This window comes from Acidocella aluminiidurans (assembly GCF_055383125.1).
Genome location: NZ_AP031589.1, coordinates 3,534,426 through 3,558,499, shown reverse-complemented (window position 1 = coordinate 3,558,499; position 24,074 = coordinate 3,534,426). Strand labels below are relative to the sequence as shown.

Annotated in this window: 22 protein-coding genes and 1 tRNA gene; 14 read left to right on the top strand and 9 right to left on the bottom strand. The window is 65.1% G+C overall.

Translation table 11 applies throughout. From position 1 onward, the window contains the following. Positions 1-17: 17 nt before the first annotated feature. From rfbA to ACZ46S_RS17515, 4 genes are all read left to right on the top strand, one after another. Positions 18-899, top strand: coding sequence for a glucose-1-phosphate thymidylyltransferase RfbA (rfbA, locus tag ACZ46S_RS17530; protein ID WP_295739169.1), 882 nt, complete (start codon positions 18-20; stop codon positions 897-899). Continuing rightward, a complete protein-coding gene (gene rfbC / locus ACZ46S_RS17525) occupies positions 899-1,459 on the top strand; it encodes a dTDP-4-dehydrorhamnose 3,5-epimerase (protein ID WP_464062778.1) in 561 nt (186 codons plus the stop codon). Before rfbA ends, rfbC begins: the two co-directional genes overlap by 1 nt. Next, complete coding sequence (rfbD, locus tag ACZ46S_RS17520) at positions 1,456-2,343, top strand: dTDP-4-dehydrorhamnose reductase (protein ID WP_464062777.1); 888 nt, start codon at positions 1,456-1,458, stop codon at positions 2,341-2,343. Before rfbC ends, rfbD begins: the two co-directional genes overlap by 4 nt. A gap of 373 nt (positions 2,344-2,716) precedes the next feature. Then, positions 2,717-3,748, top strand: a complete 1,032-nt coding sequence (locus ACZ46S_RS17515) for a glycosyltransferase (protein ID WP_464062776.1) — start codon at positions 2,717-2,719, stop codon at positions 3,746-3,748. A gap of 48 nt (positions 3,749-3,796) precedes the next feature. On the opposite strand, the gene ACZ46S_RS17510 is transcribed toward ACZ46S_RS17515, so the two are convergent. After that, positions 3,797-4,549, bottom strand: a complete 753-nt coding sequence (locus tag ACZ46S_RS17510) for a glycosyltransferase family 2 protein (RefSeq protein WP_295739161.1) — start codon at positions 4,547-4,549, stop codon at positions 3,797-3,799. A gap of 240 nt (positions 4,550-4,789) precedes the next feature. Here ACZ46S_RS17510 and ykgO point away from each other — a divergent pair, with 240 nt between their 5' ends. Continuing rightward, positions 4,790-4,915: a type B 50S ribosomal protein L36 gene (gene ykgO / locus ACZ46S_RS17505; protein WP_008492157.1), complete on the top strand. Its 126-nt coding sequence runs from the start codon at positions 4,790-4,792 to the stop codon at positions 4,913-4,915. Positions 4,916-4,988: 73 nt separating this feature from the next. On the opposite strand, the gene ACZ46S_RS17500 is transcribed toward ykgO, so the two are convergent. Then, positions 4,989-5,531 (bottom strand): methyltransferase family protein, encoded by a 543-nt coding sequence (locus ACZ46S_RS17500; protein WP_464062775.1) that lies wholly within the window; start codon positions 5,529-5,531, stop codon positions 4,989-4,991. A gap of 591 nt (positions 5,532-6,122) precedes the next feature. Between ACZ46S_RS17500 and ACZ46S_RS17495 the strand changes: the two genes are divergently transcribed. From ACZ46S_RS17495 to ACZ46S_RS17470, 6 genes are all read left to right on the top strand, one after another. Then, complete coding sequence (locus ACZ46S_RS17495; RefSeq protein ID WP_464062774.1) at positions 6,123-8,492, top strand: putative bifunctional diguanylate cyclase/phosphodiesterase; 2,370 nt, start codon at positions 6,123-6,125, stop codon at positions 8,490-8,492. Between the two features lie 67 nt (positions 8,493-8,559). Further along, positions 8,560-11,181 carry a DNA mismatch repair protein MutS gene (gene mutS / locus ACZ46S_RS17490; RefSeq protein WP_464062773.1) on the top strand — a complete coding sequence of 874 codons (2,622 nt, stop codon included), beginning with the start codon at positions 8,560-8,562 and terminating at the stop codon, positions 11,179-11,181. A 51-nt stretch (positions 11,182-11,232) separates the two neighbouring features. Continuing rightward, complete coding sequence (locus tag ACZ46S_RS17485) at positions 11,233-14,013, top strand: [protein-PII] uridylyltransferase (protein ID WP_295739150.1); 2,781 nt, start codon at positions 11,233-11,235, stop codon at positions 14,011-14,013. Between the two features lie 269 nt (positions 14,014-14,282). Beyond that, the gene (locus ACZ46S_RS17480) at positions 14,283-14,687 is read left to right on the top strand and encodes a hypothetical protein (RefSeq protein ID WP_464062772.1); all 405 of its coding nucleotides are present in this window, start codon (positions 14,283-14,285) and stop codon (positions 14,685-14,687) included. Continuing rightward, on the top strand, positions 14,680-15,957 hold the full coding sequence (locus ACZ46S_RS17475) for an NAD(P)/FAD-dependent oxidoreductase (protein WP_464062771.1): 1,278 nt from the start codon (positions 14,680-14,682) through the stop codon (positions 15,955-15,957). Before ACZ46S_RS17480 ends, ACZ46S_RS17475 begins: the two co-directional genes overlap by 8 nt. A 48-nt stretch (positions 15,958-16,005) precedes the next feature. After that, a tRNA-Thr gene (locus ACZ46S_RS17470) sits at positions 16,006-16,080 on the top strand. Positions 16,081-16,123: 43 nt separating this feature from the next. Here ACZ46S_RS17470 and ACZ46S_RS17465 read toward each other — a convergent pair. Beyond that, complete coding sequence (locus ACZ46S_RS17465) at positions 16,124-16,420, bottom strand: PilZ domain-containing protein (protein WP_464062770.1); 297 nt, start codon at positions 16,418-16,420, stop codon at positions 16,124-16,126. A 370-nt stretch (positions 16,421-16,790) separates the two neighbouring features. On the opposite strand from ACZ46S_RS17465, the gene ACZ46S_RS17460 reads away from it, so the two are divergent. Beyond that, positions 16,791-17,756 (top strand): 2-hydroxyacid dehydrogenase, encoded by a 966-nt coding sequence (locus ACZ46S_RS17460; protein ID WP_464062769.1) that lies wholly within the window; start codon positions 16,791-16,793, stop codon positions 17,754-17,756. Between the two features lie 54 nt (positions 17,757-17,810). Further along, the gene (locus tag ACZ46S_RS17455) at positions 17,811-18,497 is read left to right on the top strand and encodes a fumarylacetoacetate hydrolase family protein (protein ID WP_464062768.1); all 687 of its coding nucleotides are present in this window, start codon (positions 17,811-17,813) and stop codon (positions 18,495-18,497) included. 134 nt (positions 18,498-18,631) lie between these two features. Here ACZ46S_RS17455 and ACZ46S_RS17450 read toward each other — a convergent pair whose 3' ends face one another. The 6 genes from ACZ46S_RS17450 to ACZ46S_RS17425 all read right to left on the bottom strand — a co-directional run bounded on the left by ACZ46S_RS17450 (position 18,632) and on the right by ACZ46S_RS17425 (position 22,470). Further along, the gene (locus ACZ46S_RS17450) at positions 18,632-19,174 is read right to left on the bottom strand and encodes a phosphate-starvation-inducible PsiE family protein (RefSeq protein WP_464062767.1); all 543 of its coding nucleotides are present in this window, start codon (positions 19,172-19,174) and stop codon (positions 18,632-18,634) included. A gap of 132 nt (positions 19,175-19,306) precedes the next feature. After that, positions 19,307-19,591, bottom strand: a complete 285-nt coding sequence (locus tag ACZ46S_RS17445; protein WP_464064304.1) for an ATP-binding cassette domain-containing protein — start codon at positions 19,589-19,591, stop codon at positions 19,307-19,309. Further along, positions 19,558-20,040, bottom strand: coding sequence for an ATP-binding cassette domain-containing protein (locus ACZ46S_RS17440; protein WP_464062766.1), 483 nt, complete (start codon positions 20,038-20,040; stop codon positions 19,558-19,560). Before ACZ46S_RS17440 ends, ACZ46S_RS17445 begins: the two co-directional genes overlap by 34 nt. A gap of 3 nt (positions 20,041-20,043) precedes the next feature. Beyond that, positions 20,044-20,898 (bottom strand): amino acid ABC transporter permease, encoded by an 855-nt coding sequence (locus ACZ46S_RS17435; protein WP_464062765.1) that lies wholly within the window; start codon positions 20,896-20,898, stop codon positions 20,044-20,046. Next, complete coding sequence (locus tag ACZ46S_RS17430; RefSeq protein ID WP_464062764.1) at positions 20,895-21,650, bottom strand: amino acid ABC transporter permease; 756 nt, start codon at positions 21,648-21,650, stop codon at positions 20,895-20,897. Before ACZ46S_RS17430 ends, ACZ46S_RS17435 begins: the two co-directional genes overlap by 4 nt. Before the next feature lie 10 nt (positions 21,651-21,660). Beyond that, a complete protein-coding gene (locus ACZ46S_RS17425; RefSeq protein WP_295739131.1) occupies positions 21,661-22,470 on the bottom strand; it encodes a transporter substrate-binding domain-containing protein in 810 nt (269 codons plus the stop codon). A 357-nt stretch (positions 22,471-22,827) separates the two neighbouring features. Between ACZ46S_RS17425 and ACZ46S_RS17420 the strand changes: the two genes are divergently transcribed. Beyond that, complete coding sequence (locus ACZ46S_RS17420; RefSeq protein ID WP_464062763.1) at positions 22,828-24,045, top strand: YeeE/YedE family protein; 1,218 nt, start codon at positions 22,828-22,830, stop codon at positions 24,043-24,045. Positions 24,046-24,074 lie beyond the last annotated feature (29 nt).

Below are 24,074 nucleotides of genomic sequence, written 5' to 3'. Positions count from 1 at the left end.
CTTAGTAGGCATATCCCATGATCAAAAAGGGCATCATCCTCGCCGGCGGTTCCGGCACGCGGCTGCACCCGATCACCCAGGCCAGCTCCAAGCAGCTGCTGCCGGTGTTCGACAAGCCGATGATCTATTACCCGCTCTGCACGCTGATGCTGGCGGGTATCCAGGAGGTGCTGATCATCTCCACCCCGCAGGACCTGCCGCAATTCCAGCGTTTGTTCCATGACGGCGCGCATCTTGGCATCCGCATCGCCTATGCCGAACAGCCCAGCCCGGACGGGTTGGCCCAGGCCTTCCTGATCGGCGAGAAATGGATCGATGGCGAGGCCTGCGCCCTGGCGCTGGGCGATAACCTGATCCATGGCGACCATCTCTCCACCTTGCTGCGCGCCGCCGGGGCGCGGCCGGAAGGGGCGACGGTGTTCGCCTATCAGGTCCGCGATCCGGAGCGCTATGGCGTCGTCAGCTTCGATTCCGACGGCAAGGCGATCAATATCGTCGAAAAACCGACCGAACCTGAATCCAACTGGGCCGTCACCGGCCTCTATTTCTACGACAAGCGCGTCACCGAGCTGGCCAAGAAGGTGAAGCCCTCGCCGCGCGGCGAGCTGGAAATCACCGATCTCAACAACATGTATCTACAGGAAGGCACGCTGAAGGTGGACCGGCTCGGCCGCGGCACCGCCTGGCTGGATGCCGGCACGCCCGACAGCCTGCTGCAGGCCGCCACCTTCGTGCAGACCATCCAGGACCGCCAGGGCAATCTGGTCGGCAGCCCGGAAGAGGTCGCGTTCCGCATGGGTTTCATCAATGCCGAGCAGCTGCGCGAACAGGCCAAGAAGATCCACAAGACCGAGCTTGGTCGCATTCTCCTGAACATCGCCGACGGGGTGCATCACTGATGAAGATCGAATCACTCGCCATTCCCGAGGTCAAGCTGATCACCCCGCCGAAATTCGGCGATAATCGGGGGTTCTTCTCCGAGACCTGGAGTGCCGCCAAGCTCAAGGCCCAGGGGTTCGACGAACATTTCGTCCAGGATAATCAGAGCTTCTCCGCCCAGAAGGGCACGCTGCGCGGCCTGCATTGCCAGGCCCAGCCTTTCGTGCAGGGCAAGCTGGTGCGGGTGATACGCGGCGCCATCTGGGATGTGGCGGTGGATATCCGCCAGGGCTCGCCGACCTATGGCAAATGGGTTGGGGCGGAAATCTCGGAGGAGAACTGGACCCAGATCTGGGTGCCCGGCGGCTTCCTGCACGGCTTCGTCACCCTCGTTGAGAATACCGAGGTGATCTACAAGGTCACCGGCGATTACGACAAAGCCTCCGAGCGCGCGGTGATCTGGAACGACCCGACTTTGGCGATCGACTGGCCAGTGCCCGCCGAGGGCGTGGTGCTCTCCGACAAGGACAAGGAGGCGCCCGCCTTCAACCCGAATGATCACTGGTTCACCTACGCATGATCCTGATCACCGGCGCCTCCGGGCAGTTGGGCGATGCGCTGGCCAAGCGCCTCGCCGCGCGTGGGGTGGCTTTCACCGCGGTGAAGCGGCCTGAATTCGATTTCGAGCAGCCGGCGACCATCGCGGCGGCGTTCGACGCGGCCAAACCCAGCCTGGTCATCAACGCCGCCGCCTATACCGCGGTGGACAAGGCCGAGACCGACCAGGAGGCGGCCAAAGCCGGCAACCATACCGGCCCGCTGGCGCTGGCCGAGCTTTGCGCCAAGGCGGACATCCCCTTCATCCATGTCTCCACCGATTACGTCTTCGATGGCGACAAGGGCGCGCCTTATGTCGAGACCGACCCGACCGGTCCGACCGGCGTGTATGGCGCCACCAAGCGCGATGGCGAGGCGGCGATCCTCGCCACCCCGGCCAAGGCGGTCATTCTGCGCACCGCCTGGGTCTATTCCGCCCATGGCAAGAATTTCGCCCGCACCATGATCAATGCCGGGCGCAAGATGCCGGTGCTGCGCGTCGTCGCCGATCAGCGCGGCACACCGACCGCCGCCGGCGATCTGGCCGACGCGATCCTGGCGATCGCCGACAAGATCGAAGCGACGGGCTGGCAGCCGGCCTATCGCGGCATCTATCACGCCACCGGCAATGGCGAGACCACATGGCACGGCTTTGCCAGCGCGATTTTCGCGGAAGCCGCCAAGCAGGGCTATCAGCCGCCGGAGGTGCAGCCCATCGCCACCGCCGACTGGCCGACGCCGACCCGCCGCCCGCCCGATTCCCGGCTGGATAATACCAAGCTGGAGGCCGTGTTCGGGGTCCGGCTGCCGGACTGGCGCGCCACCCTGCCAAGTGTGGTCACTGACCTGCTGACGGCCGAGAGCTAGAGCAATATGTGTTTAGGTTGACGCGCCAGCGTCAAAACAAACACATGAAATTGCTCGCTAAAACAAAATCTAGAGCATCAAGCTAAAAGCTTGATGCTCTAGGCCCATTTATATTGAGCCTGACCCGGCATCGTCTTCGTAAAAACTTGAAATCGCTTGAAAAATACATCGCAGAGCCGCATCGCCGCCGCTTGAGGCGCCGCCGGATACACGCTAGGATCGAAACGTTCTTGCAGCACACGTTGAGTATGCAAACAGGCGTTGCGTTCCCGGCGCATAAATACGTATACCAACAATCAGGCGCGGCTTCTGACTTTCGTTTACCGCCGCCGCCGCGTTACCCATTCGCGGGAATGGAAGGAAAGCTTGAGACATGACCCCTGCTTCGGTTAATGCTCCGGCGAGCGCGTTCCGCAATGCGGGTGTCGCCATTCTGCTCTCCACCTTCAACGGGGCGGCGTTCCTGCCCGCACAGCTGAACAGCTTCCTCTCGCAGACTCATGAGCATTGGGTGCTGCATTGGCGCGACGATGGCTCGACCGACGAGACCGTCGCCATCATGCGGGCCTTCGCGGCGCGGGTCGGGGCCGAGCGTTGCGTGGAATCGCCCTCTTCCGGCCCGCATCTCGGGGCGTTTTCCAGCTTTCTCACCTTGCTGCGGGAAAATCTCGGCGCGATGGCGCTGGCCTTCGCCGACCAGGACGATGTCTGGCTGCCGGAGAAACTGCATTGCGCGCTGGAAATCCTGTCCCAGGCGGAAGAGGTGCCTGCCCTTTATTGCGCCCGCCAATATCGGGTGGATGAATCGCTGCGTAACGCCACCCTCTCCGCCTCGCATACCGGCGCGCCGGGCTTTCCCGCCTGCCTGACCCAGAATATCGCCAACGGCAACACGCTGGTGCTCAACGCCGCCGCCGCCGCCCTGGTCGCCACCGCCAGCGAACCGAACGGCACGGTGCATGATTGGTGGAGCTATATCGTCGTCTCCGCCTGCGGCGGACGGATCCTGTTCGATGAGCGCCCGCAAGTGCTCTATCGTCTGCATAAGAGTAATCTGATCGGCCGGGCGCAGCCGCTGTATCAGCGCGCGCTGGCGGCGCTGCGGCGCGGCCCGGTCGTGTTCATGACGATGATGCAGCGCCATGCCGACGCGCTGGCCAAGCAGGAGGCCAAGCTGACGCCGATGGCCCGGCAGGATCTGGCGGTGCTGCGCGCCGGGCTGCATGGCGGGCTGGCACAGCGCCTCACCGCCTTGCGCTGCCCGCGCCTGCGCCGGCGCACCCGGCTGGAAAACCTGCTCTTCGCCCTCTGGTTCCTCACCTGCCGCCGCTTCCTGGCCGCCCCGCAGCCGCTGCTCGACGCCAGGCCGGCGAAACGCGCCGCCCCGGCCTTTCAGGAGAGCTGAAACCGCCCGCGCGGCCAAAAAAAAACGCCCTTGCGGGCGTTTTTCGTCTCAAGCCTCGCGGATATCCTGCCATTCCTCGGTGAAGGGCTTCTTGCGGAAGGTCGCCCAGAAGAAATTCATCGTATAGCGCAGCCCGATGGTGAACACCCCCTCCCCCACCAGCCGCCGGCCGGAGGATTGCGCCGGCAGGCGGAAGGTGAATTTCACCGTGCCGACCTTGGAGAGGCGGTTGGCCATATCGGTATCCTCGCCATAGAAGGAGAAGCGCAGATCCGGGTTGCCGAGCTTGAGCATCGCCTCGCGCTTGACCACGAAATTGCCGCCCTGGAGCATGGCGCCGATATTCAGCACGTAATGATTGAACACATAGGCCAGCCAGGCGAGCCGGTAATAGCAGGCGACGACGACATTCACCTTCCGCGGCACGCCGTAATACACATACGGGCCGGAGAGCCCGACCAGCGCCTCGGAGCGGCCAAACTGGCGCAGCACTTCCGCGAGCCAGCCTTCCGGGATCACGGTATCGGCGTCGATATTGGCGATCAGTTCGCCGGTGGAATTCTCAAACCCGCTCCAGCGCGCCTGCACCAGCCCCTTGCGCGGCTCGTCCACCACCCGCACCCCCTCCACCGCCAACGCCACCGCGCGGGTATTGTCGGTGCTGGCATTGTTGACGACGATGATCTCCGCCTCCTCGCCCAATTTCAGGCCGGCCCGCGCGATTTCCTCGCGGATCGCCAGCAGCGAGCGGCCCAGCAGGGCTTGCTCATTATAGGCCGGAACGACGAAACTGATCTTCATAGCGCATAAGCTCCTGAGACTCGGGGCGGGGCGGGCCACCCTTAAACCCCCTATCAACAGGGAGAGCGCCCGGAAGGCGAATGACCTTTTGATGAAACCAGGAATAGCCGGCATTTTCCAGATTTTTCGTCGAGCTTCCGGCGGCGGCCGCGAGGCGTGGCGGTCTTGCGGTTGACAGAGCGGCGCTGGCTTGGCATAGGGCGCCCCCAACTTGTTTCAATTTTTTAGCCGAGACCTCTGATGAAGATCCGCAATTCCCTCAAGTCCGCGAAGCTTCGCGACAAGAACTGCCGCGTTGTCCGCCGCCATGGCCGGGTTTACGTGATCAACAAGAAGAACCCGCGCATGAAGGCGCGCCAGGGCTAATCCCCCTCGGTTCTTTTCGAGACGGCAGACAGCCCGGCACCTTGCCGGGCTTTTTGCATTGGCGCCGCGCGGCTCAGCCCCGCCGCAGCGGCCAGAACATGCCGGCGCGCGTGCGATAGGCGGCGTAGGCGTCCGCCAGCGCGGAGTCGTCAAACCGGCGCTCCTCGCCCCGCGCCGCGGCGACATAGAGCGCGCTGAGCAGAACCGGCACGATCCACCCCGCCAGCCCCCGCGCCGCCAGGGCCGTGCCCAGCCAGAACAGCATATAAGCCAGGTAGAACGGATGGCGGACGAGGCGATATGGCCCGTGCCGCAACAGGCAATGCGGCGCCTGCGGATCGAATGCCAGATGCAGCCGGGCGCCGCGGCTGGCCCGCACCGCGGCGTGGAACAGCGCCAGCGCGGCGGCGAACAGCCCCAGCGCGACCGGCCAGGCGAATAATGGGCAGACGCAGAGCCGCCACCAGAAGATCGCCAGCCCCAGCAAGCTCAACAAGCTGACGCCCCGCATGCCGCGTCGCATCCCGCCCGCCTGCTCGAAATGCCACCGCACCCCCCAGACGAAAGCCGCGAAACAGCAGGTGCCGGCAAGGCCGGTGAGCAGGGCCGCGATCATCGGCGCGATTCGGCGTCGGTCGGGGGCGCGTCTGGCATCCAGCCTTCTCCTTGGCCCGACGCTGGGCGCAGGGGCGACAAAAAACCGTTAATGCGAGGCCGATCCGCGTTCACAATCTCGTTGGCAACCTATCGCCGCCCCCTCTCCGCCGCATGATTTGCGCGCCGCGCGCGCGCCTGGACATCGTTTTGGCAAGCCATCTTTCGCACCCAGACCCGGCGATGGCGCGACGGTTGAACAGGGAGCGTTTTCTACCCGATATCTTAAATTCCGGACAGGCGAGGTTATTTTTTCTAACTATAAATACCCACGAAAACGTGAGGAATTGCCGGGCAGATTGGCAATTTACAACCTCGCGGCGCAGCCATAAATTACTTGGGCGAAAAAATTCTGCCCTTTGCAAATCATCAATTAAAGATAGCGTTTTCCAAAAAAAGACTGTACGTAAAGTTGTGCGCGTCCGACGTGTCAATTCGTGTTTTTTGCGTCGCATGAAAGGCGAGCGTTTTTCCGGAGATGAGCGACTCGACCGAAGTTTTTCCAAAAATACTGGTGCTACCCGCATTTTTTCGACAGTTCGCGCGCAATGGCATGGCGGCTGTTAACTATATCCTGGGCACGCAACTCCCGGAGGACCTGCGCGAGCGGCTCATGCTCGATCAGGCCAAGGATTTCAGCTATGTGATCAGCGCCATCGCGGTGCTGGGGCTCAACACCATCGCGCTGATTTTCTTCGATTTCCTGCATGCGCCCCAGCTCGTGGGCCGCAGCGCCGCGATCCTCGGCGCGGGCGTCTGCTATATCGCCATTCTGTTCAATGCCCGGGCCTGGCTGCAACGTGAGCAGCCGACCCAGATGAGTGCCGACGCCTATATCGGCCGGATGGCGCGCCTGCTGTTCCTGCTGGGCTGTTTCTGGTCGGCGCTGTTGCTGGTGGTGGTGCGCGAGGCTGGCCCCTGGCAGCTTTGCCTGCTTTACGCGATCATGACCGGCTGCCTCGCCACCCCGGTGGTGGTCTCGCCGGCCCTATGCGCCTTTGCCTACTGGCTGCCGGTTTCCATCGGCATCACCGCCACCATGATCGTCTCTCACCAAGCCAATCTATTCGCGGTGGTGGATCTGCTGGCCTTCGTCACCCTCACCGGCTTCTGCATTTTTTTCCTCAATCGCCGCACGAATGAGCGCGCCATCAGCGCCATCCGGCTGGAGGAGAATACCGAGGTCATCCGCCTGCTGTTGCGCGATTTCGAGGAAAGCGCCTCCGACTGGCTTTGGGAGACCAACGCCCAGATGGAGCTGCAGCAGGTGAGCCAGCGTTTGGTTCAGGTGGCGCGCCGGCCGGCCGAGGCCCTAACCGGCCCGTTCCCCGAGGCGATTCTGGGCGAGGGCGCCTTGCGCGACGCCCCGCCCGGATCGTCGGTCGAACGGCTGCGGCGCGCCATCGCCGAGCGCTCGCCTTTCCGCGATCTGGTGATCCCGGTGATGATCGAGAACGAGCTGCGCTACTGGTCGCTCACCGGCAAGCCGATCCTGGACAAGCATGGGCGCTTTGGCGGCTATCACGGTGTGGGCTCGGACATTACCGGCCAGCGCCGCCAGCAGGAGCATATCTCCTTCCTCGCCCGGCATGACAGCCTGACCAAGCTCGCCAACCGCATGCTGTTCTCCGAGGTGCTGCATCAATGCTGCGAGAATGCCGCCAATTCCGGCTTCGCGCTGCTCTGCCTCGACCTCGACAATTTCAAGATGATCAATGATTCGCTCGGCCATGCCACCGGCGATGCGGTGCTGGTGGCGGTGGCCGAGCGGCTGCGCGGCTGCATCCGGGATTTCGACATCGCGGCCCGGCTCGGCGGCGATGAATTCGCCATCCTGGTGATGACCAGCGACGAAAACGAGGCGCAGTCGATCGCCAACCGCATCATCGAGCGGATCATGCGCCCGTTCCGGTTCGACGGGCAGGCGCTGCAGATCGGCGTTTCCATCGGCATCGCCAATGCCCCGCGCGATGGCGACAACCCGACCGCGCTGATGAAAAGCGCCGATCTGGCCCTCTACCGCGCCAAGTCCGATGGGCGGGGCATCGTGCGCATCTTCGACCAGGGCATGGACGACATGATCCGCGCCAAGCGGGCGATGCATATGGCGCTGCGCCAGGCGCTGGCGCGCCAGGAGTTGAGCGTCGCCTATCAGCCGATCGTGGATCTCAATAGCGGCCAGATCATCAGCGCCGAGGCGCTGGTGCGCTGGCGGCATGCCGAGCAAGGCGAAATTCCGCCCGGGCGCTTCATCCCGATCGCCGAGGAGTTCGGGCTGATCGAGGAAATCGGCGAATTCGTGCTGCGCCAGGCCTGCGCCGCCGTCGCCACCTGGCCGGCCCATATCAGCGTCGCGGTCAATCTCTCCCCCTCGCCCAGCGGGGCACAGCGCCTCGTCCAGAGCATTCTCAACGTGCTGGCCGAACATGAGCTGCCCCCTGAACGGCTGGAGCTGGAGGTGGTGGAGAGCACGATCCTGGAAGTCGGCAGCCCGACCGAGCAGGCGCTCTGCCAGCTGCACGAGCATGGCGTGCGCATCGCGCTGGACGATTTCGGCACCGGCTATTCCTCGCTCTCCTATCTGCGCCGCTTCCCGTTCAGCAAGCTGAAGATCGACGGCTCCTTCGTGCGCGATCTCGGCAACCCGCACCACGGCCCCGGCCGGCCCGGTGAAACCGCGACCGAGAAGGCCGACAGCTCGATCATCCTGGCGATCATCGGGCTGGCGGAGAATATGAACATGGCGGTGACCGCCGAAGGGGTGGAAACCGCGGAACAGGCGGAAATCCTGCGCAGCTATGGCTGCACCCAGGCGCAGGGCTTCCTGTTCCACAAGCCGATGGACGCGGCGCGCATCGCCGCCTTGCTGCGCGACGCGCCGCCCCCCCGGCGCGCCAGCCCGCCGCGCCACGCGATGTACTGAAGCCGAAGGGCGGCTGCGCGCTCTTGGCTCTTGGCCTGAGCCCGCCAGGATGGCTAAATGCGCGGCCATGAAGGAAGCTACGGGTGCGTCGCCGGCGATGGCGCAATGGTTCGCCATCAAGGCGCAGCACGAGGACTCCCTGCTGTTTTTCCGCATGGGGGATTTCTACGAGCTGTTCTTCGCCGACGCCCAGGCGGCGAGTGCGGCGCTGGACATCGCGCTGACCGCGCGCGGCACCTATCAAGACGAGCCGATTGCGATGTGCGGCGTGCCGGTGAGCCAGGCCGAGACCTATCTGGCCCGGCTGATCCGGCGCGGCTTTCGGGTCGCCATCGTCGAACAGCTGGAAGACCCGGCCCAGGCCAAGGCGCGCGGCGCCAAGGGGCCGCTCAAGCGCGGCGTGGTGCGGCTGGTGACACCGGGCACGCTCACCGAAGAGGCGCTGCTGGAGGCCGGGCGGGCGAATTTCTGCGCCGCCATCGTCGCCCATGAGGGCGTGTTTGGCCTGGCCTGGGCGGATATTTCCACCGGCCAGTTCGAGACCGAGCAGGCTGGCGCGGACGGGCTGGCCGCCATCCTCGGACGGCTGGACCCGGCGGAGATTCTGGCCTCCGAGGAAATTCCGCTCGGCACCTATGCGGCGCGGCGGGTGGAAACCCGGCGCATGGCGCTGCATCTGCCCGCCAACGCCGAGGCCGCGGCGCGCGAGCTCGCCCAGCGCTTCGGCGCCGCCAGCCTGGATGCGTTCGGGGATTTCTCCGGGGCCGAGGCGCTCGCCGCCCGTTTCGTGCTGGCCTATATCGAAGCGACCCAGATGGGCGCCACACCGCGCCTCTCGCGCCCGGTCAGCGCCGGGCGCGCCGGGCAGCTGGCCATGGATGCCGCCACCCGCGCCAGCCTGGAGCTGGCCAGTGCACGCGGCGGCAGCGAGGCCGGCAGCCTGCTCGGCGCCATCAAGCGCACCGTCAGCCCGGCCGGGGCGCGGCTGCTGGCGCATTGGCTCACCGCCCCGCTCTGCCGGCTAGATATCTTGCAGGCCCGCCAGCTCGGCTGGCTGGCGATCGCCGATTCCGGCCAGGCCGAGGCCATCCGCGCCGCTCTGCGCGGCACGCCGGACATGGCCCGCGCCTTGGGCCGGATCACGCTCGGCCGGGCCAGCCCGCGCGACCTTGCCGCCATACGCGGCGGGCTGGCCGCCGCCGAGGCGCTGCGCCCGCTGCTGCCCCCCGGCGTGGCGCTGCTGGATGAGGCCGCGCACGCCCTCAACCCCGCGCCGGAGCTGCTGGCCACGCTGCGCGCGGCCCTGGCCGAACCCGCCCCGATGCGGCTGGATGAGGGTGCCGCGATCGCGCCCGGTTTCGATGGCGAGCTGGATGCCGAACGGGCGCTGCGCGACGATACCCGCCGGATCATCGCCGAATTCCAGAGCGAGCTGGCGCAGCGCTACAAGGTCGCGTCGCTGAAAATCAAGCATCACGCCCAGCTCGGCTATGTGCTGGAAGCGCCCGCCGGGGCGGTGGAGGGCCTGCGCGCTTTTCCGGAATTGCAGCTGCGCCAGGGCATGGCCAATGGCGCGCGTTTCACCCATCCGGAACTCTCAGACCTCGACCGGCGCATCACCGAGGCCGCCGCGCGCGCCGGGGCGCGCGAGCGGGTGGTGTTCAACTGGCTGGTGGCCCAGGTGCTGGAAGCCGCCGAGCCGCTCGCCGCCTGCGCCGCCGCGCTGGCCCTGGCCGATGTGCTGCAAGGTGCCGCCCAGCTTTACGAGGCCGGGCGCTTCTGCCGCCCCGCCCTCTCGGACGATGAAGCCTTCAGCATCACCGCCGGGCGGCATCCGGTGGTGGAAGCCGCCCTGCCGCCCGGCACCAGCTTCATTCCCAATGGCTGCACCCTCGCCCCGCAGCGGCTGATGCTGCTCACCGGCCCCAACATGGCGGGTAAATCCACCTTCCTGCGCCAGAACGCGCTGCTGGTGATCCTGGCCCAATCCGGCCTGCCGGTGCCGGCCGAGGCGATGCGGCTCGGGCTGGTCGACCGGCTGTTCTCGCGCGTCGGCGCCTCGGACGATCTCGCCTCCGGCCGCTCCACCTTCATGGTGGAAATGACCGAGACCGCCGCCATCCTGCATCAGGCCGGGCCGAAGAGCTTTGTCATCGTCGATGAGATCGGCCGTGGCACCGGCACCCGCGACGGCCTGGCCATCGCCCAGGCGGTTTTGGAGAGCCTGCATAACCAAAATCGCTGCCGCGCCATATTTGCTTCACATTTCCATGAGTTAGTACAAGTGGCGGACGCCTTGCCGCGCCTTGCGGCGCACACCATGCGGGTGAAGGAGTTCCGGGGCGAGGTGGTGTTTATGCACGAAGTGGTCGAAGGCGCGGCGCAGAAGAGCTGGGGTGTGCATGTGGCGAAGCTGGCCGGGGTGCCCGAGCCGGTGCTGCGCCGGGCGGACACCCTGCTGAAGGCCGCCGAGCGCCAGCAAAACGCAACCGCGCCTTTACCTTTATTCGCCAATCTGCCCGACTCCAGCCTGCCCCCGGCAGAGCCTCCCGCCGCCGAGGCGCTGTTGGATAAACTAACCGCGATCGACCCCGATGCACTCTCCCCGCGAGAGGCGCTCACCCTGCTTTACCGTCTGCGCGAGGATGTGCAGCAAATCCGCAACCGCTCCGCGGAAAATGCGGCCTGACCCGTGTCTCTTGAATTCCAACCAGCCGAGGTTTGTTCTAGCTTGTTCGACATGCCTGAAGCCAGGAAACAGCCCGATATCGCCGCCGCCCTCGCCGCCCAGCTCGCGGCCGAGACCCTGCCTCTGCGCGACGACGCCCTGGCCGCGCTGCGCCGCCAGCTCGCGCGCATCCAAACCCATGTGCAGACGCGCTTTGAAAATGAAGGGCTGAACGGGCTGCAGGCCTCGCGCCTGCACGCGCAGCTGATGGATCAGCTGGTCAGCGCCCTGTTCGCCTACACGCTGCGGATGCTCCCGCCCGGCCCGAAAGACCGGCTGGCGATGGCGGCCACCGGCGGCTATGGCCGCGCCACCCTGGCGCCGTTCTCGGATATCGACCTGCTCTTCCTCACTGGCGGCACCCCTTCCGCCTCGATGAACAAGGCGGTGGAATTCATTCTCTATATGCTGTGGGATCTGGGGCTGAAGGTCGGCCACGCCACCCGCACCGTCAGCGAATGCCTGGCCGAGGCGAAGGCGGATGTCACCATCCGCACCTCGATGCTGGATGCGCGCTGCCTCACCGGCGACCGCGCGCTGTTCGCGGATTTCCAGACCGCCTTTCGCGCCGATTGCCTGGCCGAGGGGCCGGGCGACTATATCCACGAGAAACAGGCCGAGCGCGCCGCCCGGCATAAACGCTTCGGCGACACCCCCTTCATGGTCGAGCCGAATGTGAAGGAAGGCAAAGGCGGGCTGCGCGATCTGCAGACGCTCTACTGGCTCTCGCGCTATGTCTTCAACACCTTCGCGATGTCGGAGCTGGTCGGCAAGGAGAGCCCCGGCGGCGGCATTCTCACCACCACCGAGGCGCGGGCCTGCAAGCGGGCCTGGGAATATCTCTGGACGGTGCGTTTTCACCTGCATTACGTCGCCGGCCGCGCCGAGGAGCGCCTCACCTTCGATCTGCAGCCGGTGGTCGGCGCCCGCATGGGCTATACCCGCCATGGCCGCCAGGATGGCGTCGAGCGCTTCATGCGGCATTATTTTCTGGTGGTGCGGGAAGTCGCGCGCGTCACCGGCGTGCTGGAACCCGCCCTCATCCGCGCCGCCCTGGGCGCGCCGGCCATCGCACCCACCACCGATGCCTCGCTGATCGCCAAGGGCTTCGTGCTGGCGGATGGGCAGATCCTCTTCGCCCCCGGCCATGACCCCGCCACCGACCCGACCTCGATCTTCCGCATCCTGATCGAGGCGCGCGACCGCGGGCTGGCGCTGCATCCGCTCGCCAAGCGCACCCTCATCCGCCATGCCGGCATCGGCGCGGAGCTGCGCGGCGACAAGAAGGCCGCCGGGCTGTTCCTCAACCTGCTCTGCGGCGAGGATGATGAGCGCGAAACCTGCGACTCCGCCGAATGGCTGACCATCCTCAATGAAAGCGGCATCCTCGGCCGCTACATGCCGGATTGGCGGCGCATCGTCGGGCAGATGCAGTTCGACACCTACCATGTCTATACGGTGGATGTGCATACCGTGCAGGCGGTGCGCAACCTCAATAATCTGGAAAACGGCAAGCTCAAGGAGATCGCGCCGCTCTCCACCGAGCTGGTCAGCCAGATCCAGTCCCGTCGCGCGCTTTATGTCGCGGTGCTGCTGCATGACATTGCCAAGGGCCGCGGCGGCGACCATTCCGTGCTCGGCGCGGAGCTGGCGCTGACCATCTGCCCGGCTTTGGGGCTGGACCAGGAAGAGACCGAGATGGTCTCCTGGCTGGTGCTGCACCATCTGCTGCTGAGCCAGACCGCCTTCTCCCGCGATATCGACGACCCCAAGACCATCCTGGATCTGGCCGACACCATCCAGTCGCCGGAGCGGCTGCGGCTGCTGCAGATTCTCACCGTGTCCGATATCCGCGCCGTCTCGCCGAAGGTCTGGAATGGCTGGAAGGCCACCTTGCTGCGCGAGCTTTACGCCCGCGTCGCCGAGGTGCTGGAAGGCGGGCTCTCCACCACCGAGCGCGATACGCGTATCGCGCGGGTGAAAGAGGTGGTGGGCACGCTGCTGGCGGATTGGCCGGCGGATGAGCGCGAGGAGTTTCTCTCGCTTGGCTATCCCAGCTATTGGCTGGGCTTCGACCCGGAAAGCATCGAGCGCCACGGCCGGATGATCCGCGACGCCAAGACCCGCAACGCCCCGCTGACCATCCAGACCGAGCCGCTGCCCGCCCGGGCGGTGACCGAGATCGTGGTCTACACCGCCGACCATGCCGGGCTGTTCTCGCGCATCGCCGGCGCCTTGGCGATTGCCGGCGCCTCGATCGTCGATGCGCGCATCCATACCCTGACCGACGGCATGGCGCTGGATACGTTCTGGATCCAGGACGCCAATGGCGGCCCGTTTGAAACGCCGAGCCGGCTGGCCCGCCTCTCCAGCGTCATCGAGCAAGCGCTGACCGGGCGGCTCAAGCTGGCGGCGGAAATCCGCAAGGCGACCAAGAGCCTGATCCCCGGGCGAATGCGCGCCATCCATGTGCCGCCGCGCGTGGTGGTGGATAACCGCGCCTCCAACCGGCACACCGTGATCGAGGTCAACGGGCGCGACCGGCCAGGCCTGCTGCACGACGTCACCGCCGCGATTTCCGAGCAAGGGCTGCAGATCGCCTCCGCCCATGTCACCACCTACGGGGTGCGGGCGGTGGACGTGTTCTATGTGAAGGATGTGTTCGGCATGAAGGTGGAGAATGAGCGCAAGCTCTACCAGCTCCGCCAGGCGCTGCTGGAGGCGCTGAAAGCCAATCTGGACGAGCCGCCCCCGGCCGGGAAAACGCCGTCGCCGCAGATCGCGGCGGCCTAGAGCAATATGTGTTTAGGTTGACGCGCCAGCGGCAACTTAAACACATGAAATTGCTCGCCAAACCGAAAGCTAGAGCCTTCAGCTAAAAGCTGAAGGCTCTAGGAGCAGGAAGACGTGGGGTGTTTTTGAAAAAACGCCCCACCCCTCCGACGCCATTCCATCGCCGCTGCGCGACGATGGAATGGCGCCTCCGCCCTCCAAAAACTTCTGCTCCGGCTGCCTCGGCGCTGTCATTTGACATAAAGCGGATTTAATCCGATTCCTGGGAAATGGCGCGCAAGGTCTCCGCTTCCCGCATCGGCTTCATGCTGTGCTGTTTCCTGTTTCCGGGGCTGATCGGCAGTTTCGCGAGTTTCTCCATCCCTGCCCCGCTGGTGGACGTGATCCATCAGCAGGCGGCGCTGGATGCGGTGCTGGCGGCCCCGACGCCGGCGGCGCAGCAGGCCGCCCTGGCTTCATTGCCGCAGGCGGTGGATGCAGATACCGCCGCCATCGCCACCCAGGGCAGCGCCCCGCTGCCCGCCCGCATCGCCGCCGCCACCACCCATATGCGCCAGCACGCCCTGGCCCAGGCCCGTATATCCGCCTACCGCATCCGGCTGATGGTGATCACCATGACCGTGCTCGGCGCGATCTTCGCCCTTATGTTGATGGGACCAGACAGACATGAATGATCACATCGCCTCCTATTACGCCGCCAGCGCCAACCGCCAGGATGCCCGGCCGGCCCTGGAAGGCGCCATCGCGGCCGAGATCTGCATCATCGGCGGCGGCTTCACCGGGGTGAACGCCGCCCTGGAGCTGGCCCAGCGCGGCCGCCAGGTGGTGCTGCTGGAAGCCGTGCGGATCGGCTTTGGCGCCTCCGGGCGCAATGGCGGGCAGATCGTCAATGGCTATTCGCGGGATCTGGACGTGATCGCGCAGCGCTACGGGGTCGCCGCCGGGCGCAAGATCGCCGGCATGGCGCGCGAGGGCGGGGATATTATCCGCGAGCGCGTCGCGCGCTATCAGATCGATTGCGACCTGAAGCCGGGCGGAATTTTCGCCGCCCTCACCCAGTCCCAGCTGCGCGGCCTCGCGCATCATGTGAAAATCTGGGAGAGCTTCGGCTATCAGGACGGGTTCGAGCTGCTCGACCAGACCGGCTTGCAGACCCATCTGAAATCGCAGCGCTATGTTGGCGGGCTGATCGACCATCATGGCGGGCATCTGCACCCGCTGAATCTGGTGCAGGGCGAGGCGGCGGCGGCGGAAGCGCTGGGGGCGGTGATCCATGAGGGCTCACCCGTGACCGGGGTGACATTCGGCGATCTGGTGCGGGTCAAGACCGCCCATGGCGAGGTGACGGCAAAGACCGTGCTGGTCTGCGGCAATGCCTATCTGCAAGGCGTGCTGCCGGCGCTGGAGACGCGGATCATGCCGGTCTCCACCCAGGTTCTGGCCACCGAGCCGCTGGGGGCGCTGGCCGCCGAGCTGCTGCCCACCGATATGTGCGTAGAGGATTGCAACTATATCCTCGATTATTTCCGCCGCACCGCGGATAACCGCATTCTCTATGGTGGCGGCATCGTCTATGGCGGGCAGGACCCGGCCAGCGTGCGGGCGAAAATCCTGCCGCTGATGCACAAAACCTTCCCGAATCTGAAGGATGCGCGGGTGGATTTCGCCTGGAGCGGCAATTTCGCCCTCACCCTGACCCGCTTTCCGCAAATCGGCCGGCTGGCGCCGAATGTGTATTTCTCCCACGGCGATAGCGGCCATGGGGTGACGACGACGCATCTGCTGGCGCGCCTGCTGGCGGAGGCGGTCAGCGGCGAATCGCAGCGCTTCGATGTTTTCGCCGGCTTGCCCTATTTTCCCTTCCCCGGCGGCCGGCATCTGCGGGTGCCGCTGACGGTCGCCGGCTCCTGGTGGTATCGCTTCCGGGACATGCTGGGGCTGTAAAGCCCGGTTGCCGCCGCCTGGGAATTCAAGTAGAGGCTGGCGCTGTGGGCCGGGTTAGCACAGTGGTAGTGCAGCGGTTTTGTAAACCGAAGGTCGGGGGTTCAAATCCCTCACCCGGCACCAGCCTGTTTCTAGTCTAAGGACCGTCAAATTGAACGCGCCAGCCTTACTCCGCTGGCTCGTTAAGATATTCCAGGCCGATCGCCACACCGCGCGCCCAGCAGCGGCGTACCCGGCGCGGGGCGCGGCCATCGATGCGCAGGGTCAGGTAATCCGGTACCGGCATCATCACCGCGGTTTCCACCTTGGCCCCGCCTTCGGAGAGGTCGCGCACCATGCAATCCACCACCGCCTGGCTGGTCATGCCATAGACCAGCTTGGCCCGGTTCAGGGTCGGCTGACGGGCGCTGCGCCGGCGTTCGGTTGTATCCGTTCGGCTTTGAGTCTCGCCCAAAATCGACATGATCTCCCCTCTCAGAGAAGCGGCGCACCCGCCCAGCCCCTCGGCTTTCGTTCAATGAAGCTGAAACTCTACTCGCCACGCGGCGCTTTTGGCTTTGCCACAACCCAGGCGCGAATCGTTGCGAGTCGACAAATAATTAACACATTCTTGTGAAAACGCACCGCAAAAATCTGCACGCCTCTCCGCGAAAAACTCATGAGCCTACCAACTAATTTCCGGAATCGCGGAAGGCGCCGGGGATGGCCCTCAAAAACTCATGCCTGAGCCCAGCAAGGCACGGGTTTTCTTGGATTTTCCTCTGGCTATGGTGGAACCGGGCGCGGCGGTTCACGCGTCTGGACAAACGCAGATCTGGACGGGGTGAATAAAAATGAGCGCGCGCAGCAAGATTTTGAGCATTGGCGGGATGGAGCGCCGGGTGGAAGAGGCGCTGGCCCGCGATTTCGAGGTCTTCAGCAGCCATGACGAGTCGCTTGCCAGCCTGGTGGCGGCGCATGGCAAGGAGATCGAGGCCATCGTCACCTGGGGGCGTGAGAAGACCGATGCGGCGCTGATCGCCGCCCTGCCGAAGCTGCGGCTCATCTCGAATTACGGGGTCGGCTATGATTCGGTGGATGCTCATGCCGCCGCCGCCAGGGGCGTCATCGTCACCCATACGCCGGATGTGCTGAATGACGAGGTGGCGGATTTCACCGTCGCATTGCTGCTCGCCACCATCCGGCAGCTGCCGCAGGCGGATGCCTATGTGCGCGGCGGACAATGGGCAAGCGCGCGCTTTCCGCTCAGCGCCTCGCTGCGCGACCGCTCGATCGGCATTGCCGGGCTGGGGCGGATCGGGCTGACCATCGCCAAGCGGCTGGACGGGTTCGGCCGGCCGATCGCCTATCACACCCGCACGCCGCGCGAAGGCCTGGCCTATGAGTATCATCCCACGCTGGAGGGGCTGGCGGCGGCGGTGGATACGTTGATCCTGGTGATGCCGGGCGGTGCGTCCACCCATCACGCGGTGAATGCGAAGGTGCTGGAGGCGCTCGGGCCGCGCGGCATTCTGATCAATGTCGCCCGTGGTTCGGTGGTGGACCAGGAGGCGCTGATCGCAGCGCTACGAAACCGGACCATTCTCAGCGCCGGGCTGGACGTGTTCGAGGGTGAGCCGAACGTGCCGCAGGCGCTGCGGGAGATGGCGCATATCGTGCTCGCCCCGCATATTGGCAGCGCCACCGAGATGACCCGCCGGCTGATGGCCGAGCTGGTGATCGATAATGTCCGCTCCTGGTTCGCCGGTGAAGGCCCACTGACGCCGGTGCCGGAAACCCCCTGGCCAGCCAAGAGCTAAACGCGCACGGGCATGCCGCGCCTCGCGTGCCCCCATCCAAAAGGAGCCATCAGCATGGCCGAGTTCGTTTTCCCCCCGCCGGCGCCGATCACCGTACCGGTGAGCGACGGCCGCGCCTTCCCGGTGCGCCGGATTTTCTGCGTCGGCCGCAACTATGCCGCCCATGCCCGCGAGATGGGCAATGACCCGACGCGCGAGCCGCCGTTCTTTTTCACCAAGCCCGCCGATGCGCTGGTGACCGAGGGCAAGGACACACCCTATCCGAGCGAGACCAAGAATCTGCATTACGAGATCGAGCTGGTGGTCGCCATCGGCAAGGGCGGGCGGGATATCTCCCCGGCGGCGGCGCTGGGCCATGTGTTCGGCTATTCCATCGGGGTGGATCTGACCCGGCGGGATTTGCAGGACGAGGCCAAGGGCATGCGCCGGCCATGGGATCTGAGCAAGGGGTTTGACGCCTCGGCGCCGATCGGCAGCATCGTCCCGGCCAGCGAAATCGGCCATCCGGCCGCGGGGCGGATCGCGCTCAGCGTCAATGGCCAGGTGCGTCAGGATGGGGATCTGGCGGACCAGATCTGGCCGGTGCCGGATATTGTCGCCACGCTGTCCAAGTTTGTGGCGCTGGCGCCGGGAGATTTGATCTTTACCGGCACGCCGGAGGGCGTCGGGGCCATCGTCAAGGGCGATATGGTCGAGGGCGAGATTGCCGGAATCGGCACGCTGCGGACCAAAATCATCTAAAAGTTTTTTGGTGCCGCTTTTTTACAAAAAAGCGGCGAAAGAGGGTCGGGGTGGTGGCGACTTTGTTGCCACCACCCCAAACGTTTATGGGGAGTTTTTGAAAAAAGTCCCCATACCCCAAAAACTTTTGCAACCTATCCTGGTTTCGTCGGGGTGGTTGCCTCGGCCGGCGGCTGGCCGCGGCGCATGAAGATGCGCACATCCTGCTCGCGGATCAGCCAGTAAACCGCCCCCAGCGACAAGGCGGCGGCGGAGAGGGCCAGCAATTCGGCCGGCGGGGTCGATTGCAGGTCCAGAATAATGAATTTCCGCGCCACCGCCAGCAGCGCGATCAGCATGATGGTGCGCCCGCGCACCACCTCCTTGCGCTCGACAAAGGTGAGGCGCAGCGAGCTTTTGAACTCCAGCGCGATGATCACGGTGAAGATATTGCCGAACACGTCCTGGAAGGCCGCCGTGTTATTGGCGCTGAACTGGTCCTGCCAGACCAGCCCCCAGACATCCTGCACCAGCGAGACCGTCGCCACCGCCGTGATCACCATGATCAGCACGGTCAGCACCAGAATGATCACATGCTCGAAGCTCTCATAAGGCGAGGCCTCGCGGAACACATGGCGCAGCCGGCTCCATTCGCGCAGGAACGGGTTGGCGCCGTTATGATGGCGGGGTTCAGACATCGCGTAGGCCCATGGTCGGTCGAAAATCGCGCATCGTCACCTTTCCTGCTCGTGCCCAGGCGCCTTCTTACGCGCCAGGCCAGCGCCCGGGCAACAAGCTGCGAGCGATGTCACGAAATGGCGGCGCGCCGGTTACAGCACCTGCGACAGGAAGGTGCGGGTGCGCTCATCCTGCGGGTTGCCGAAGAATTGCGCCGGCGGGGCGTGTTCGACGATGACGCCGCGATCGGTGAAATAGACCTCGTTGGCGACTTCCCGGGCGAAATTCATCTCATGGGTCACCAGCACGCAGGTCATCCCCTCTTCGGCGAGCTGGCGGATGGTGATCAGCACCTCACCCACCGTCTCAGGGTCGAGGGCGGCCGTCACCTCGTCGAACAGCATCAGATCCGGGCGCATGGCCAGCGAGCGGGCGATGGCGACACGCTGCTGCTGGCCGCCGGAGAGCTCGCCGGGATAGGCATGCGCCTGGCCTCCAGCCGCACCTTCTTCAGCAGCGCGTAGGCCTCCGCCTCCACCTCGGCGCGCGGACGCTTGAGCACCTGCATCGGCGCCATCATCACATTCTGCAGGGCGGTGCGGTGCGGGAAGAGATTATATTGCTGGAACACCATGCCGACATGCCGGCGCAGCTTCAGCTTATCCAGCTTCGGGTCATTCACCTCGATGCCGAGCACCTTCACGCTGCCCTGCTCGAAGGGCACCAGCGCGTTGACGCAGCGGATCAGCGTGGATTTGCCGGAGCCGGACGGGCCGATGATGCAGGCGACATTGCCCTTGGGCACCTGCAAGGACACGCCCTTGATGACTTCGACATCGCCGAAGCGCTTATGCAGGTTCTCGATGGTGAGGAGAGCGTCGGCCATGGGTCAGATCCGTACCTTGGTGCGGCGCTCCAGGCGCCGTGTCGCGATCGCGACCGGGTAAGTATAGATGAAGAAGAGCAGCAGCACGTAAGCGTAAACCGGTGCCAGCAGGCCGGGATTGTTCCCCGCCGCGGCCAGCACCTGGCCGGCGCGGGTGACGACATCATTCACCCCGACGATGGAGGCCAGCGTCGTGTTGGTGGTGAGGATGGCGTAGAGATTCATCCAGGGCGGCAGCATGCGCTTGAAGGCCTGCGGCAGGATGATCGAGAAAAGCTGCTGGTTGCGGGTGAAGCCGAGCGATTCAGAGGCTTCCCACTGGCCGGGATGGATGGAGCGCACGCCGCCGCGGACGATCTCGGCGACATTCGCCATCACCGGCAGGCCGAGCCCGATCACCGCCTTCAGCCAGTCCGGCAAGGAGATATGCAGCCCGCCGATGCGCATATGGTAGGGTAGCAGATAGATCATGAAAAACAGCAGCGCCAGCCAGGGGGCGTTGCGGAAGAACTGGGTGAGCGCCCAGCTGACTTGGCGCAGCGGCTTGGTCTGCGCCACCAGCCCGAGGCCGAGCGCGATGCCCAGCACCGTGCCCATCGCCATCGACAGGAAGCTGATTTCGATATTCAGCAGGAAGCCGCGCAGCAGCAGCGGCGTCCACTGCACGAGTGTGGCGAGGATGCTCTTCTGCAGCGGCGCCGGATTGGCGGCCTGGGCGACGCTGGCGCAGATCAGCAGCAGAACGGTGAGGCCGAAACCGTGCCAGATGGTCAGGCGCGGCAGGGCGAAGCTCAGACCGGCGCGCGCACGCGGGCGCAGCGCCTCGGGCAGTTTCGGGAAAACCGGAAGATCGCTCATGTGCCCAACCCCGGACGGCGCAAGGCCCGTTCCCACCAATGCATCAACGCCACCAGAATGCCGACCAGGACGATATAGATGATGAAGAGCAGGATCATCATCTCCGGCACGTTCTCGGCATCCGACCAGATCTGGTTGGAGACGTAGAGCAGCTCGGGCACCGCGATGGCGTAGGCGAGCGTGGTGGTCTTGATCAGATTGACCAGATTATTGGTCAGCGCCGGCAGGCAGATGCGCAGGCCCAGCGGCAGGATGACGTTCAGATAGGTCTGCCGGCGGGTATAGCCCAGCGCCTCGGCCGCTTCGAGCATGGAATGCGGAATCGCCTCGATGCCGGAGCGGAAGATTTCCACATTGAAGGATCCGGCATAGAGGGCGAGCGAGATGCTGGCCCAGGCGAAGCCGCCGATCAGCGGCTGCACCATGCCAAAGCCGTTGTGGGAATGCGGCAGCATCGCCGACAGGCCGAAGAAGAAAAAATAGATCTGCACCAGAGGCGGGGTGTTGCGGAAGAGCTCGACATAGCTCCACGTCACACCCCGCACCCAGGCGGATTTCACCCCCTGCCCCCAGGCGCCGATGACCCCCACCAGCACCGAGGCGATGATGGTGACCACCGACAATTCAATCGTCACCCATAGACCGTGCACGAAGCGCGTGGCGTCGAACGGGTCGTAGAAGACCGTGAAATTGATGCCGGTGGTGGCGTTGAGATGCCTGAACCAGTCGGCAATGGGGGCGAGGGCGTTCAAAGTCTAGCGCTTACTTGGCGGCCTTGTGGGCATCCTCGGCGAACTTGGAATGCTGGATATGGTACTTGGTTTCCAGCTGCAGCACGTAGCCGGTCTTGTTCCAGTCGCTCACGGTCTGGGAGAGGAATTTCTCGAAGGCCGGCTCGCCCTGCTTGATCGCCATGCCCCAGGGCTGCGCGTCCTGCGAGGGCAGCGGCATGTCGTAGCCGCTCCAGTTCGGGTCCTGCAGCTTGCCTTCGATGGCGGTGTCGTCATAGAGGAAGGCGTCGCAACGGCCCTGATGCAACGCCGTCAGCGCCTCGGCGACGCCGGTGAAGGCGACCAGCTCGGCGCCGTATTTCTCCGCCACTTCCTTGTTGTAGAACGAGCCCTGAATGGCGCAGACCGGCACGCCCTTGACCTGCGACCAGCTATGCAGCGGCACGGTCTTGGCGACCATCAGATTATAGCCGGAGGCGTAGTAATCCGGGTGGATGATGTCGACGATCTTGGCGCGCTCGGGCGTGTCGTTCATGGTCGCGATCAGCAGATCGATCTTGCCCTGCTGCAGGAACTGGATGCGGTTCGCGGCGACGACATTGACGTACTTGACCTTGACCCCCAGGCGCTTGGCGATGTCAGCCGCCATGTCCGGCTCGATGCCGATATTCTGGCCGGACGGGCTCAGATAGCCGAAAGGCGGGTAATCGGCCTTGACGCCGACCACCAGCACGCCCTTGGACTTGATGTCCTGCAGCTCATCCGCGTGCGCCGGCGCGGCGGCATAGGCGGCGCCAAACCCGGCGACCAGGCCGCTGAGCAAAAATGCTTTGAATTTCATGAAAACCCCCATTTGTTTATTGAAGCCAGGCCAGCCGGGCGCCAGAACATGTTGGAGGGTAACGAGATTTGCGCGCGGCGCAAAGCCCTTATTCGGGGGGCTTCATCGTCCGGGGGCGCAAGCTGCCCAATAACGCGGCACGGCGCCCGCGATCGCACCGCGAGTCTGGGCAGTCCCAGGGCAAAAACATTTTGTGCGGCGCCGCGGCGACAGAGAAGAAAACCGCCGCGCATGGCTGATACCATAGGCAATCCCCACCATTTTTGTCGGGTTTATTGCATCTTCATCGCGAATGACTTCATGGAACGGGATCGGGCGCGTTTTTCTTCCCCCGCGCCTCCTGGAGCTTGGTTTCGAATGTCCGATTCGTCCCTCATTGCCGGTCCGGCCTTCACCACGGGCGCGCCGCGCCGCGGTCTGGTGCTGGCGGCGCTGTTGTTTCTCGCCGGCCTGATCTATCTCGACCAGACGGTCAGCCATAAGCAGGCTGCCCTCTGGGTGGTCGGCGCGCTGCTGGGTGTAGCGCTGTATCACGCCTCGTTCGGCTTCACCTCCGCCTGGCGGCGCTTCATCCTGGAACGCCGGGGTGCCGGTTTGCGCGCGCAGATGCTGATGCTGGCGCTGGGCACGCTGCTGTTTTTCCCGGTGCTGGCGGCGGGGCATATTTTTGGCCATCCGGCGGTAGGCTATGTCTCGCCGATCGGGGTTTCCGTGGCGGTTGGCTCCTTCCTGTTCGGAATCGGCATGCAGCTGGGCGGCGGCTGCGCCTCCGGCACGCTGTTCGCGGTGGGTGGCGGCAACACGCGGATGATCATCACGCTGGCCTTCTTCATTGTCGGCTCCCTGCTGGGCGCGTTGCAGCTGCCCTGGTGGGCGGCGCAGCCGGCCTTCAAGCCTTATTCGCTGGTGCTGAATCTGGGGCTGGCACCGGCGATGCTGCTCAATCTGGCGCTGTTCGCGGTCATCGCCTGGGTGACGACGCGGCTGGAAAAGCGCCGCCATGGCGCGCTGGAGCATGATGCGCCGGCGCCGGTGAGCGGGCCGCGCTGGCTGGTCGGCCCGTGGTCGATGTGGGTGGGCGCGGTGGCGCTGGCGGTGCTGAATTTCGCCACGCTGGCACTGGCCGGGCGGCCCTGGGGCATCACCTCGGCCTTCGCGCTGTGGGGGGCGAAGATCGCGCAGGGTTTAGGGGTGAATGTCGCCGCCTGGCCGTTCTTCGCGCATCAGCCGGGGCTGCTGGCGGCGCCGGTGTCGCATGACATCACCTCGGTGATGGATATCGGCATCATGCTGGGCGCGTTCGCGGCTTCGCTGCTGGCGGGCAAGTTCGAGCCGGTGTGGCGGATTCCTCTCCGCTCCGCGCTGGCGGCGGCGATCGGCGGGGTGCTGCTGGGCTATGGGGCGCGGCTGGCCTTCGGGTGCAATATCGGCTCGTATTTCAGCGGGATTGTCTCGGGCAGCGTGCATGGCTGGCTGTGGCTGGCCTGCGCCTTCACCGGCAACATCGTGGGCACGCGGTTGCGGCCGTTCTTCGCGCTGGCCCCGGTGGCGCGGGCGAAAGAAACCGCCTGCTGATTTACAAAAGTTTTTTGGGGCCGCCCCTT

Coding starts and splice junctions, on each gene's coding strand:
- ACZ46S_RS17495 (WP_464062774.1), top strand. CDS start 6,123: ATGGCGGCTGTTAACTATATCCTGGGCACGCAACTCCCGGAGGACCTG.
- ACZ46S_RS17515 (WP_464062776.1), top strand. CDS start 2,717: ATGACCCCTGCTTCGGTTAATGCTCCGGCGAGCGCGTTCCGCAATGCG.
- ACZ46S_RS17455 (WP_464062768.1), top strand. CDS start 17,811: ATGGCCGAGTTCGTTTTCCCCCCGCCGGCGCCGATCACCGTACCGGTG.
- rfbD (WP_464062777.1), top strand. CDS start 1,456: ATGATCCTGATCACCGGCGCCTCCGGGCAGTTGGGCGATGCGCTGGCC.
- mutS (WP_464062773.1), top strand. CDS start 8,560: ATGAAGGAAGCTACGGGTGCGTCGCCGGCGATGGCGCAATGGTTCGCC.
- ACZ46S_RS17485 (WP_295739150.1), top strand. CDS start 11,233: ATGCCTGAAGCCAGGAAACAGCCCGATATCGCCGCCGCCCTCGCCGCC.
- ACZ46S_RS17420 (WP_464062763.1), top strand. CDS start 22,828: ATGTCCGATTCGTCCCTCATTGCCGGTCCGGCCTTCACCACGGGCGCG.
- ACZ46S_RS17450 (WP_464062767.1), bottom strand. CDS start 19,174: ATGTCTGAACCCCGCCATCATAACGGCGCCAACCCGTTCCTGCGCGAA.
- ACZ46S_RS17465 (WP_464062770.1), bottom strand. CDS start 16,420: ATGTCGATTTTGGGCGAGACTCAAAGCCGAACGGATACAACCGAACGC.
- ACZ46S_RS17440 (WP_464062766.1), bottom strand. CDS start 20,040: ATGGCCGACGCTCTCCTCACCATCGAGAACCTGCATAAGCGCTTCGGC.
- ACZ46S_RS17500 (WP_464062775.1), bottom strand. CDS start 5,531: ATGATCGCGGCCCTGCTCACCGGCCTTGCCGGCACCTGCTGTTTCGCG.
- rfbA (WP_295739169.1), top strand. CDS start 18: ATGATCAAAAAGGGCATCATCCTCGCCGGCGGTTCCGGCACGCGGCTG.
- ACZ46S_RS17480 (WP_464062772.1), top strand. CDS start 14,283: ATGGCGCGCAAGGTCTCCGCTTCCCGCATCGGCTTCATGCTGTGCTGT.
- ACZ46S_RS17460 (WP_464062769.1), top strand. CDS start 16,791: ATGAGCGCGCGCAGCAAGATTTTGAGCATTGGCGGGATGGAGCGCCGG.
- rfbC (WP_464062778.1), top strand. CDS start 899: ATGAAGATCGAATCACTCGCCATTCCCGAGGTCAAGCTGATCACCCCG.
- ACZ46S_RS17435 (WP_464062765.1), bottom strand. CDS start 20,898: ATGAGCGATCTTCCGGTTTTCCCGAAACTGCCCGAGGCGCTGCGCCCG.
- ACZ46S_RS17475 (WP_464062771.1), top strand. CDS start 14,680: ATGAATGATCACATCGCCTCCTATTACGCCGCCAGCGCCAACCGCCAG.
- ACZ46S_RS17510 (WP_295739161.1), bottom strand. CDS start 4,549: ATGAAGATCAGTTTCGTCGTTCCGGCCTATAATGAGCAAGCCCTGCTG.
- ykgO (WP_008492157.1), top strand. CDS start 4,790: ATGAAGATCCGCAATTCCCTCAAGTCCGCGAAGCTTCGCGACAAGAAC.
- ACZ46S_RS17425 (WP_295739131.1), bottom strand. CDS start 22,470: ATGAAATTCAAAGCATTTTTGCTCAGCGGCCTGGTCGCCGGGTTTGGC.